This is a genomic window from Sorangium sp. So ce145 (genome assembly GCF_051525985.1).
Taxonomy (GTDB): domain Bacteria; phylum Myxococcota_A; class Polyangia; order Polyangiales; family Polyangiaceae; genus Sorangium; species Sorangium cellulosum_B.
On the sequence record NZ_CP150315.1, the window covers coordinates 4,979,534 to 4,992,289 of the forward strand.

6 protein-coding genes are annotated in these 12,756 nt (G+C 73.1%); 4 read left to right on the forward strand and 2 right to left on the reverse strand.

Annotated elements, in window-relative coordinates; translation table 11 throughout:
* Positions 1 to 15 precede the first annotated feature (15 nt).
* Positions 16 to 1,602, reverse strand: coding sequence for a metallophosphoesterase family protein (locus tag WMF34_RS18410; protein ID WP_437994061.1), 1,587 nt, complete (start codon positions 1,600 to 1,602; stop codon positions 16 to 18).
* Positions 1,603 to 1,717: 115 nt separating this feature from the next.
* On the opposite strand from WMF34_RS18410, the gene WMF34_RS18415 reads away from it, so the two are divergent.
* The 4 genes from WMF34_RS18415 (at position 1,718) to WMF34_RS18430 (ending at position 8,815) form a co-directional block, all read left to right on the forward strand.
* The gene (locus WMF34_RS18415; protein ID WP_437994062.1) at positions 1,718 to 2,998 is read left to right on the forward strand and encodes an SUMF1/EgtB/PvdO family nonheme iron enzyme; all 1,281 of its coding nucleotides are present in this window, start codon (positions 1,718 to 1,720) and stop codon (positions 2,996 to 2,998) included.
* Between the two features lie 665 nt (positions 2,999 to 3,663).
* Positions 3,664 to 4,509, forward strand: a complete 846-nt coding sequence (locus WMF34_RS18420; RefSeq protein ID WP_012236191.1) for a hypothetical protein — start codon at positions 3,664 to 3,666, stop codon at positions 4,507 to 4,509.
* Between the two features lie 559 nt (positions 4,510 to 5,068).
* Positions 5,069 to 6,877 (forward strand): serine/threonine protein kinase, encoded by a 1,809-nt coding sequence (locus WMF34_RS18425; RefSeq protein WP_437994063.1) that lies wholly within the window; start codon positions 5,069 to 5,071, stop codon positions 6,875 to 6,877.
* A 24-nt stretch (positions 6,878 to 6,901) separates the two neighbouring features.
* The gene (locus WMF34_RS18430) at positions 6,902 to 8,815 is read left to right on the forward strand and encodes a PEGA domain-containing protein (RefSeq protein WP_437994064.1); all 1,914 of its coding nucleotides are present in this window, start codon (positions 6,902 to 6,904) and stop codon (positions 8,813 to 8,815) included.
* Between the two features lie 246 nt (positions 8,816 to 9,061).
* On the opposite strand, the gene WMF34_RS18435 is transcribed toward WMF34_RS18430, so the two are convergent.
* Positions 9,062 to 12,721: a Kelch repeat-containing protein gene (locus tag WMF34_RS18435; protein WP_437994065.1), complete on the reverse strand. Its 3,660-nt coding sequence runs from the start codon at positions 12,719 to 12,721 to the stop codon at positions 9,062 to 9,064.
* Positions 12,722 to 12,756 lie beyond the last annotated feature (35 nt).

Here is a 12,756-nt window from a genome sequence, read left to right on the forward strand (position 1 = left end):
CCCGGGTCGGGTCGCTCAAGACACCTCGGCCTCGGCGGGGGCCGGCGCCGGCGCGGCAGAGCGCGCGGGGCGGAGCGGGTGGGTCTCGACGCGCCAGATACCGTCGTCCGTCAGGCGGATCGCCGCGAACCTGGCGACGCCGTCGAGGTGGCCGTCGGTCTCGTGGCCGAGCGTCGACGAGGGGTGCGCGTACACGCTGACGCGACCGCCGCTCTTCGAGCGGTAGTGGCCGAAGAACGCGAGGTGCTTGTGCCCGTGGAGCACGAGCGCGCTGTTCTTCTTCGGGTTCTTCTGCTGATACGCCGCGAGCATCTCGAGGAGGCGCGGGCCATCCATGGCGATCATGAACGTGTCGTTGAGCGAGATCGGCCCCGCGAGGCGCGCCACGTGGTGGTGGAGCAGCACGATGACCGGGCCGGACCCCCGCCGGAGGGCGCGGGCGAGGCGCCGCAGCTGAGCGCCGCCGATCTGCCCGATCGCGTTCGACCCCACGAACCGCGACCGGTAACGGTTGGAGTTGAGGCCGAAGATCCGGATACCGCCCTCGAGATCGAGCCGCCTCGGATACAGGCCGGCGATCGCGCGCAGCCGCCGCGGCGCGCGCTTGCGGGCCGGGAGGTGCAGGGGAGGCTGGAAGGAGCCGCGCTCCACGCGGGTGAGCACCTCGATGAAGCGCTGCTCGCGCTCCGCCCGCTTCGTGAGGTAGGGGTCAGGCGACGTGCCGAGGTTGATGGCGACATCGTGGTTGCCGGGCACCATGAGCACCTGCGAGGAGGCGGGGATGCCGGAGAGCGCCGCCTCGAGCTCGTCCCACTGCGCCTCTTCCCCGAGATCGGTCATGTCGCCCGTCAGCGCGACGAGCGGCGGCTTCATGGCGGCGATCTCCGCCACGAGCCGCTGGAGGCGGCCTGTCAGCTCGGCGGTGTCGGGGCGAGGGGCCCCTTCCGGCCACGCGGCGGAGCCCTCCTCGATCTCGTACGGCTCGCGGCCGCCCGCCGTGATGTGGAGATCGGAGATCTGGCAGAGGACGAGGCGCCCGCCGGGGATCGCGTCTCCAGGATCGGGGAAGAGCGTCGCCGCGCCGCCATACCGCAGGATCACGCGGGTCGCCTCGCCCAGGGCGGACGCGAGCCAGGCATAGAGCGAGAGCCCGAGCGCGAGCGCGGCGAGCGCCGTGCACACGGCCAGGACGAGCGCGGCCCCGCCGCCGAAGGAGAGCCTGCCGCCCGCGGGGAACCAGGACGCGAGGAAGGAGAGGAACGACCCGTCCAGCCACGCGGAGAGCCAGGCGGGGACGCCGATCTCGAGGGCGTGCACGGCGAGCCCGCCGGCGCCGCAGGCCGCGGCGAGGAGGACGAACAGCAGGATCAGCCGATCGCGGACGACGTCGATGACGTCGACGACCTCGCCGAGCCTCCCCCGGAACGACGAGCGGAAGTAGCGGCTCCCGTACGAGATCTTCTTCCATGTCTCCGGCCGCCACACGCGGCCTTGGCTCATGACGCTGGAGACGACGAGGGCCGGGGTGATGACCAGCGCGAGCAGGACGAGCACCGGCAAGAGCGCCAGGTAGAGGACTCGGAGGGCCGCCCTTCGCGCCATGCCTCATTTGACGTGCCCCGGGCAGGACCGTCAAGGAGCCGCTCGGGCCGCGCGTGCCCCGAAAGTTGCCGGAATCGATGGATGCTCGTAGCAGTAAGCGCGAGCTCGCGCGCTGATGTCCTGCACCGAGACGCCGATAGAGCCGGCCTGCGCCCTGCGATCACCCGCGTCGAGCGGCCCGCCGCCGGCGCTCTCGACCGGCGCGCGCGCGGCGCCTGCGCGCCGGCGTGGAAGGGCCGCGGCCCTCGTCGCCGCGGGCGCTGCCGGCGCGGGGGCGGCCGTGTGGACCAGCGCGGCCGTGGCCGTGTGGACCGGGGCGCCCGCGACGGCGGCGCGCAGCGCGGCGCCGCTCGTCGCGAGCGCGGCGAGCGCGCTGCCGGAGCGCGCGCCGACGGCGCCGCCAGAGCGCGTGACGCTCACGGCGGATGACGAGGACGCCGAGCCCGGCACGCTCGAAGAGCAGCGCCTCCGGCTGTTCGCGCGGATGCGGCGCGAGCTCGCGCTCCCCGACGAGGCGATGCGGCAGGTCGAGGCGATCTTCGCGGCGTCGACGGTGCTCGGCCAGGGCAACCCCGCGCTGACGCGGCACCCGATGTCACGGTCCGAGTGCCGCCGCATTCGAGCACTCTCGGGCGTCGAGCCGGCGCGCGAGCCGGCCTGCGGCGCGCCGGGGATGGTCCCGCTCTTCGATCCCACGCGCGGTCAGACCGCGGCGGACGCGCCCGCGTGCATCGATCAGCTCGAGTTCCCGAACGTGCCCTGCGAGTACCCCGTGGTGCACGTCCGGGCCCGCGAGGCGGCGCTCCTGTGCAGGGCGGTCGGGAAACGGATCTGCGACGCGCACGAGTGGGAGGGGGCGTGCGCCGGCGCCCTGCGGGATCCGGACGTCGAGTACGAGTGGGCGCGCCCCCGGAACGAGGCGAGCTGGCACCACAACCTCCTGCGCGAGAAGGTATGGAGCTACGGCCCCGCGAAGAACCACGCGCTCTGCGGGACGGGCAGCTCCCGCACGCCGGGCTGTCCAGGCGGCGGATGGGACCGCTGCGGCTCCAACACGTATCCGGCCGGCGCGTTCCCCGCATGCCGGAGCAGCCTCGGAGTCTTCGATCTGCACGGCAACGTGGCCGAGCACATGAGCCTGCCCATCCTGCCCGGGGAGCTCGCGCGGCACGGCGATCGGGGCTTCACCGAGATGAAGGGCAGCTGGTTCGCGTTCTCGTCGATGGAGGTCCACGCCGACGACTGCCGCTTTCGCGCCCCCGACTGGCACGCGACGCGCCTCATGAGCAGGGGCAGCCACGCGAACTACCACCTTGGATTCCGCTGCTGCAAGGACATCACGCCGCCGGACGGCGCCGGGCGAGACGGGGGCGTCGACCACCAGGGCGCCAGGTGAATCCATTTACACAGATTTGACCACATGAGCCCACGTGTACGCATCGGGTGGTCCATGGGCGCAGGATCTCGCTGACGCGGCTCGTTTCGAGCGCCCGCCGCGAAGTTGCGGTGGCGGAGGCAGACGATTACGGCCCGAGGCGATCGATTCGTGTTTTGCCTCCGTTGGGGCACAAACGGCGCAGCCTGAGCACGTCAGGCGCAGAGGGTCCGACGTCGTGCGCGGGTTGCGGCCCGGTCAGACGAGCGGCGGGGAGGCGCCGCGCGCCGTCGCGAGCGGGCATCGACGGCTCTCGTTCACGACGGCCGCGGTGCGGGCGGGAGCGCAGGTGCTCTGCTCGAAAGCCCGCGAGAGAGGCGTTGCGCGCGGCGCGCGGCGCCCGCCCCCGAGGCGTTGAGTTCGCCATCTCCAGCATGGGGCGTTCGGCCCGCGCGCGAACCGCCCTCCGATCGGGGGCCGTCCCACCGGTCTCCGCGTTGAGAACCCGGAAAACCAAGGCCGGCGTCGATACAGAGAATGCCTTTTTGCGGACGCGTCAAGGCTGGTGACACGAGCTCGCAGCGGCAGTGTCTGCACATGAGGGCTGAGGCACACAGCCTGCTCTTCGATGAGCCCAGGGTGGCTCGGACCTTCCGGCCATCACGGGATATTGAGGAGGACAACACATGCTCTCGATTCATGGCAAGGTGCTGGGGCTCGCGGTGGTGATGGCGGCGCTGGGCACGGGGTGCGCCATCGATGCGGTGAACGACCCGGATCTCGACGAGGCCAGCATCGACGAGGTCGAGCAGGTCGATTCGACCACCGAGGCGCTCGAGGCGGGCGCGTCCGCGAGGGGCGGGTATCAGGGGCCGTACGATGGTGGCAAGGGCGGGCCGATCGGCGCGCAGGGCCCCATGGACCTCGGCCAGGGGCCGATCGGCGTGCAGGGACCGGCGAGCCCCGGCCTGCAGGCGCCGATCGGCCAGATGGGGCAGGGGCCTGTCGGCCAGGGGCCTGTCGGGCAGGAGCCGGTCGGGCAGGGGCCCGTGGGCGGCGTGCCGGGCGTGGGCGGTGTGCCGGGTGTGGGCGGTGTGCCGTTCGGCGGCGCGCCGTTCGGCGGCCTCGGCGGCCTCGGCGGCTTCGGCGGCCTCGGCGGCTTCGGCGGCTTCGGCGTGCCTGCCGCGATCATCACGAGTTGCACCACGTGCAACAACGTGTTCGCTCCCGACTGCTTCCCGTGCAACCCCTGCAACAACTTCTTTCCCCCGTGCTGCCACCGGCCCCACAACCCCTGCAATCCGGCGGGCATCGGCGGCCCGCTCAACGGCGGGTTCTCGGCCGGCCCCTGCGGTGGCGGGTTCCAGGGCCCCTGCGATGGCGGGTTCACGGGAGGCTGCGGCTGCAACGCCGGGTTCCCGGGAGGCTGCGGCGGCAACATCGGGTTCCCGGGGGGCTGCGGCGGCAACATCGGGTTCCCGGGGAGCTGCGGTGGCAATGCCGGGTTCAGGCCGGGCTGCGGCATCTGGTAACTACGGGCCTCGGGGCTCGGCCCCTCGCGCCGGCCGCGGAGAGGGCGCGGAGCTCGGAGGGAACAAGCCCGGCGCCGCGCGCAGGCCGCCACGGGAGCGCGTGAGTCGCTCGCGCTCGATGGCCGATCTCGGGTCGGCTCATCGTCACCGCTCCCCCGCGCGAGCTCCGCCAGCGCCGCCTCGGGCTCACCACCCCGGCGGCCAGCGGACGGCGGGGACGTGACGGCAGCGCTCGAACGGCTGCAACGGCAGCGGCTGGGCCCGCGCCGGCGGGGGCGACCCATGTGAGGTGAGGTCGTCGCCGCCAGCGCGGGTCGCGGACGCAGGCGGGATGGCGCCGCGCGGCCGTGCCCCCGCGGCTCGCGCGGGATGGCTGGCGGGATGGCCGGCGAGGATGGTGATGTAAGACGCGCTGCGCCGCGGGAGCGCGGCGCGCCCGCGAATTTGCGCGGAATTGCGCGGAACTACACCCGAGTCCAGCGAGTCCGCGCCGGCGGCGTGCGCCGCCTTCACGGGCGTTGCTACGCCGCGAGCAATCCCTTAGAGTGGCGCTAACGCTGTGATCGGCACGATCATCGACGGCAAATATCAGATTCGCAAGCTCCTCGGCGAGGGCGCCATGGGCTCGGTCTACGAGGCCGAGCACACGGGGACCGGCCGGCGCTGCGCCGTGAAGGTGATCAGCTCGGCCGATCTCACCCGCGACCCGAAGGTCGTGAGCCGCTTCCAGCGCGAGGCGCGCGCGGCAGGCGCGATCGACACACAGCACATCACCCAGGTGCTCGACGCCGGCGTCGATCGCGGCTCGAACCTGCCGTTCCTCGCGATGGAGTTCCTCGCGGGCGAGGACGTCCACGAGCTCATCAAGCGCGTCGGCCCGCTCGCGCCCGACCTCGCGCTGCGCATCGTCGCGCAGTCGTGCATCGGGCTCCAGAAGGCGCACGAGGCGAGCGTCGTCCACCGCGACATCAAGCCGCACAACCTGTTCCTCGCGCGCCGCGACGCCGGCGAGATCCTCGTCAAGCTGCTCGATTTCGGGATCGCCAAGGTGAAGATGGACCGGGCGAACGAGACCGAGAGCGCCGATCTGACGCGCACCGGGAACCTGATCGGCTCGCCGCTCTACATGTCGCCCGAGCAGGCGCGCGGCCAGAAGGAGATCGACCACCGCACCGACATCTGGTCGCTCGGCGCCGTGCTCTACCAGCTGCTGACCGGGCGGACGCCGTACCATCACATCACCGCGCTCGGTGAGCTGATCATCGCGATCTGCTCGGATCCTCCGCCGCAGGTGCAGGATTTCGCCCCGTGGGTGGCGCCCGAGATCGCGGCGATCGTGCACCGATGCCTGCTGCAGGCCCCCGGGCAGCGCTACCAGAGCGCGCAGGAGATGTTCGGCGCCATCCGGCCGCTCCTTCCGTACGGCTGGGGCATCCACGAGAGCATGCTCGTGCCGCTGCCGGAGGCCGTGCACCGCCAGTCCGCGCCGCGGCTCACGATGAACCCGCCGCCCGCGAACCAGGGCGGCGCGTACGCAGCGGCCTCGCCGGCGAACCAGAGCGGCGGGTACCCCGCGATCTCGCCGGCGAACCAGGGCGGCGCGTACGCCGCGACCGCGCCGGCGAACCAGAGCGGCGGGTACCCCGCGGTCCCGCAGGAGCACCGCGGAGGCTACTCGTCGTTCGCGCCGCCCCCGCTCCAGAGCGGGCCGCCGGCGGCGATCGTTCCGGCCACCAACCACGCTGGCGCTGCGACGACGGGGGCGCTCACGCAGTCGCACCGCGGCACGCAGCCCGGCGTGTCGCGGGTGCCGGTGGTGGCCGGCGCCGCGCTCGCCGCCGCGGTCATCTCGGCCGGCGTGTACTTCATCAGCCGGCCGTCGCCGGAGCCGCTCGTGCAGCCCGAGGCGAAGGCGACCGTCGAGACGCTCCCGCCTGCAGCGGCGCCGCTGACGTCGACCGCCCCGGCCCCGACGCCGCCGCCGGCCGCGACGCCGACGACGCCGGAGGTGGTCGCGGCGGTCGAGCCGCAGCCGAAGCGCGTTCAGGTCGTCATCCTGCCCGCCGACGCCTCGGTCGAGGTCGAGGGCAAGCGCGTGACGACGCGCAACGGGATCCTCGATATCACCGGGCCGCCCGGGAGCGTGCACAGGGTGCGCGTCTTCAAGAAGGGGGGAGGCGAAGCGATGGCCGACGTCGTGGTGACCGACACCGGCGCGTTGCCGCCGAAGGTCGAGCTCACGCCGGTGTCGGGGAAGGGCGGTCCTGCGACGTCGTCGAAGAGCGCCTCGGCCGCGCCGCCGGCGCCGCCGCCCGCGCCCACGACCCCCAAGGGGATCATCGACAACACCGACGAGTTCGGAAAGTAGCAGCGGAACGACAGGCTGAGTACGGTGCTCGATCGAATGGATCTGCGTACGCGGCGCGGCGGCTCTCGTCCTCTCTCCCTCGCGCGGCGTCCCCGCGCAGCGCCGCGGCTGCGCGCGCTCTCGGCCGCGGTCGCGGTCGCGGTCGCCGCCGGACCGGCGCTCGCGCAGCCGGCGCCGCCGGCCACGGACGCCGCGACGCCGGTCAAGGAGGGCGCCGCGCCCGCCGCGGAAGCCGGCGCGCCGGCCAGCAGGGAAGGCACCGCGCCGGCCACGGGCGCCGCGGTGCCGGCCGAGGAGGCGCCCGTCTCCGAGACGGACCGGCAGGTGGCGCGGCTCCACTTCGAGAAGGGGCTCACGCTGCTGCGCGAGGAGGCGTGGGGCCCTGCGCTCGCGGAGTTCCTCCTCTCGCGCAAGCTCTTCCCGACGCGCGTGGCCACGAACAACGCCGCGATCGCGCTGCGCAAGCTCCAGCGCTACGACGAGGCGCTCGAGATGTTCGAGACCTTCCTCCGCGACTTCACGATGTCGGCCGCCGAGCGCGCGGCCGCGCAGCGGGAGATCGCCGAGCTGCGGGCGCTCGTGGGGACGCTCGACATCACGAACGCGGAGCCCGGGGCGTCCATCGTGGTGAGCGGCGAGGAGCGCGGGCAGTACCCGCCCGTCAAGCCGATCCGCGTGGCGGCGGGCGCGCACGTCATCCGCGTCTTCAAGGAAGGCTACGAGCCGGTGGAGACGCGCGTCGACGTCGCCGGGGGGCAGACCGCCACGGTGAACGCGAAGCTCCGCAGGCTGACCCGCTCCGGCCGGCTGCGCGTGGTGGAGCGCGCCGGCAAGACGGTCGACGTGCTCGTCGACAACGTCGTCGTGGGGCAGACCCCGTGGATCGGCGCGCTGTCGGTCGGCGACCACATGGTGGCGCTGCGCGGCGCGGGGAAGCTCGGGACGCAGCCGACGGCGGCGCCCGTGAAGCCGCAGGAGCTCACGACGCTGTCGCTGCTCGCCGAGGATCTCGACGCGTCGCTGCGGGTCGACCCCACGCCGCCCGGCGCGAGCGTGTGGATCAACTCGGTCAACGTGGGCAACGGCGTCTGGCTCGGCCGGCTCAAGGCCGGCACGCACCGGGTCGAGGTGAAGGCCGACGGGTTCGTCACCGGGACGCGCACGGTGACGCTGCAAAAGGGCCAGCGCCAGAGCCTCGACATGCGGCTCGAGCGCGACGAGGACGCGGATATCTGGCGCAAGCCGCCGAAGATCACGCTCGACGTGAGCGCGTCGTTCCTGCTGGCGCCGACGCTGGGCGGCGAGATCACGGACGGCTGCGATTCGGGCTGCTCGAGCTCACTCGGCTTAGGCGCGCTCGGCATGATCCACGGCGGTTACGAGCTCGGCTCGGGGATCGGCGTCGGGATCGAGCTCGGCGGCCTGTTCGCGGCGCAGCAGCTCGACAAGCGCTCGGCGACGCTCAGGCCGGTCGGCTACCGGGATCCGCTCGACGGCACGGCGAGCGACACGCTCCGCCTGGGCGGCTTCCTGGCCGGAGCGACGTTCGGGTACCACTTCGACTTCGGCGAGCGCTTCCCGGCGCTGCTCCGGCTGGGCGCGGGGGTGCTCGTCGGCGAGGTCCGCGACGAGCGGACCGGCAGGTTCAGGACGACCGGCGGGGAGTGGTTCAACACGTTCCCGGTGGTCGACTTCGCCTCGGCGACCTACTTCTACGCGGATCCTGAGCTGCGGCTCGGCCTGCAGCTCGGAGAGCGGTGGGAGGTGTCCGGCAGCCTGAAGCTGCTGCTGCTGATCGGCCTCAGCAAGCCGAAGTGGGACAGGACGATCGAGCTGTCGGCGTCGACGGACGGGATCGGCACCTACGAGCCGGAGTCGCTCATGGGGGATTTCGTCTTGATGTTCTCGCCTGGGGCGAGCCTGCGTTACCAGTTCTGACGAGACCCGCGCCGACGCGCCGGTCCACGGTGTGCGCCCGCGACGCGACGCGCGGCGTCGCATGCATCTTGTTCGTCTACAGCGGGTTTCCGCCCCCCTCTGCACCATCCAGAGCCGCAGCAGAGCGGCGGTCACCCGCACAGGAGACGGGCCCAGATCGGCGTTTTCGGCGCGCAAGCGCACTCCGGTGCGCTGAGCACCGAAAACGTCGAGGTGGGCCCGTATCCGAAGCGGGTGACCGCCGCTCTAGCGCCGCCGGCGGCGAAGCCGGGCGAGCGCCGCGGCGACGCCGAGGAGGACGGAGAGGCGCGCGGCATTGCGCTCGGCGGGGGCGCCGACGACGCCGCAGGAGCAGGACGGGACCTCCGACGGATCGATCTGCGGGACGCACTGGTTCGCGAGGTTGCACACCATGCCATCGACGCAGTCGGCCACCGATCTGCACGGTGAAGCGCAGGCGCTGCCGCCCGGCGGGCAGCTGTACGGGGTGCAGTCCGTGTCGACGCCCGGGGATCGGAGCGTGTGCTCGCCGTCGCAGCTCGGTCCGATCTCCTCGAGGTCGGCGCAGACGCCGTCGAGGCAGACGAAGTCCTGGATGCAGTCGTCGTCGGAGGCGCAGGAGGTCTTGCAGGCGGTCTCATCCGCGCACTTGAACCCGCCGCAGCGCTCGACAACCGGCTCGTTCTCGCGGCCGTCTCCTGCGCAGAAGAAGCGCGTGAGCGTCGCGGGACCCACGATGCAGCCCTCGTCCGGGCAGGAGCACGTGAAGGTCCTCGCGACCGCCCCTTCCACAGGGAACATGCACTTGGCGTCGGTGGCGCCGCCGCAATAACCGGCACACGCGCCCTCACCGGGGCAGGCCTCACGCTGGAAGGTGCCGCCCTCGTTGGGGTGCGGTGACTCGTGGTCGACAGGCGTCCCGACGTTCGTGCACCTGCCGACGTTGTTCACCACGTCGCATGCCTGACACTGGCCATCGCACCGGAAATCGCAGCAGAAACCGTCGACGCAATGGCCCGAGACGCACTGGCGATCACGCGTGCACTCGGCGCCGTTGGCAAGGCGATCGAGACACAGACCCGACCCGGGCGGCGCACCACCCGATCCGGCGGACGCTCCGCCCGCGCCACCTGCACCTCCGCTGCCTCCAGCGGCTGCGCCGCCGGCACCCACGCCACCCGATCCAGCGGAGGCGTCGCCGGCACCAGCGCCACCCGATCCAGCGGACGCGCCGCCTACACCGCCGGCACCAGCGCCACCCGATCCAGCGGACGCGCCGCCTGCGCCACCCGATCCGGCGAACGCTCCGCCCGCGCCACCCGATCCGGCGAACGCTCCGCCCGCGCCACCCGATCCGGCGGATGCGCCGCCTGCACCCGCGCCACCCGATCCGGTGGACGCGCCGCCCGCACCGCCACCACCCGTTCCGGACGATGCACCTCCGGCGCCGCCGACCTCACCGCAGGCGTCCGGATCGCCGACGCCGACGTCGCACCAACCGCTCTCGTCGCAACCGCAGTCGTCCAGGCAGTAGAGGATGCACCTGTTGTTGCTGCCGCAGCGGCCGGGCTTGCAGTCCTTCGTGGATTCATGAGCCAGCGCGCGCCCCTGGCCATCGCAGCGGTTGTGCACTTCGATCTGGTTGACGCAAACGACGGGGAGCTCCGTGTCGGGCTTCGCAGGACCACAGGTGCCATCGCTGCCCGTCCCCTTGCCCGACGCCGTGCACGAGAAGCACTCCTGGTCGCACGCCTCGTCGCAGCAGACGTTCTCCGTATCGGAGCAATGCCCTGATGCGCACTCCTGATCGTGCGCACACGGCTCGCCGTTCGCCTTGATGAGCAGCTGCGCGCTGGCGAGCGGCTGCGCGTTCGTGGCCCCGATGCCGCCCGCGACGAGCACCGCCCGGCCCGCGACGCGGTCGGTGCCGGCGTTGACGACGACGGCGGCGTGCTCCCGACGGGCCTCCTGTGCGAGCGAGCCGGCCGGCAGGCTGAGGGCGCTGAACTTCCTCGTCAGCGGATCGTAGATGGCGGCGCTCGAGAGCGAGTTCGTGCCGTCGAACCCGCCGGCGATGAGGACGTCGCCGGTGGGCAGCAGGCTCGCCGTGTGGTTGGCGCGCGCGTTCGCCATGGAGATCGGCGTCGGCTGGAGCTCGAAGCCCCGCTTCGTCGGATCGGCCACGCCGTCGTGGTAGATGTCGATGGTGCGGACGTAGGCGCCGCCAGAGACCCGGGTGGTGCCTCCGACGAGGATCACTTCGCCTGAGTCGAGCGTCGTCGCCGCCTGACCGCCCAGCGCCTCCGCACGGTCGATGAGCGTCGCCGTGTGGAAGCCGCGGAGGGCGCTCATCTGCGCCGTCATCGGGGTCGCGGAGGGCGAGCGGACGGCGATCGGCCGGAAGACGCCCTCGTCCTCGTGGAAGATCTCGGCCGACGTGAGCGCCGCGCCCGAGAGGACGAAGCCGCCTGCGACGAGCACATTCCCCGTCTTCAGGCGGACCGCCGTGTGGGCGTGGCGCGAGGTCGCCATGCTGCCCACGGAGACGAGCGTGCTCGTGACGGGCGCGCCGCCGTTCGGTCCGAAGGCGCTGAAGGTGTAGAGGGAAGCGGTGCTCGTGGGCTGGTTGAGCGGATCCGCGAGGCCGCCTGCGACCAGGACCACGCCTGGATCGAGGAGGGTGGCCGAGTGATTGAACCGGCCCAGCGACGCCCCCGCGTCCCTGACGAACTGGCCGGTGGCCGGGTTGTACACCTCGACGGCAGCGACCGGCGTGCCGCTGGTGCGCTGGCTGCTGCCGCCCACGACGACGACCGCCGGCGGCGGAGGCGCAGGATCCGACGGTGCCGCCGGGGCGAGCTTCGTGACCGCCGTCGCGGTGTGGGCGCCGCGCGCGACGTCCATCGCGTCGGTGCTCGCGAACGTGCGGTCGAGCGGGAAGTACAGCTCCGCCGTCGCGAGAGCGCCCCCGGACGCGTCGAACCCGCCCGCGAAGAGCACGGGGCTCGCAGGGTTCGCTGGATCGATCACGGTGGCCGTGTGACTGGCGCGCGGCGTGATCATCTGGTTTGTCGTGGCGATCCACTGCGGGTCGACGAGCGCCGGGTACCGGACGCCGGCGGGCTGCCATCCGACGATCACCGTGCACGCCGGCGCGCCCGGCGGGGTGACCGGCCGGCCCCACGGGGCGCGAGGGCTCGTGTCGACGGCGCAGCCCTCGACGGAGAGCGAGGCCGGAACGCGCGCGCCGGTCGCGTCGACGAGGTAGGGGGGCGCGACGCGCAGGCGGGGCGAGCCGCCGGCGTCGAGGAACTCGAGCGTGCGCTCCACGAGGCGGAGGCCCGAGACGGCGGTGACGTCGACCCGGTAGCGGAGCTCCTTGCGCGCCGGCTCCTGCTCGAAGAGGACGAAGTCCTCGGTGCCGTTCGGGAGGACGCGGTGCAGGACGTCGCGGGCGCCGCCGCCTTCGGCGCGCAGCGCGCCTGCGTAGAGGACGAGGCCGCTGTCGACCGCCGCAGGCACGTCGGCGGCGTCGACGAGGGAGAAGGCGATCGAGACGCGGGACGCGCCATCGGCGAGGCGCACCGGACCGGCGGCGCGCGCCGGGAGCTCGACGGACGCCGCGGCGGCCTCCGGGGCCGCCGCACGCAGGGCGCCGGCCGGAGTCGCCGCGACGATCTTGACGGGGCTCGAGGCGATGGCGTCGGCGAAGCGCGCGCGGATCGCGGCGATGCGGGCGCGCGCTCCGGGCGGCGCCGCCTGAGCCGACCCGGGGCCGGGCGGGGGGGAGCGGCGCGAGGCGCCCTCGTCGGAGCAGCCAAGGACCTGGGGGAGAATGGCGCACGCAGAGAGCAGCGCAGCCGTTCGCAGCCTGAAGCCGAGTCGCAGCACGCGGTGGTTTCGCAAGGGTCGTTCCGTGGTCGGCGCGGCGCGCGCGACGT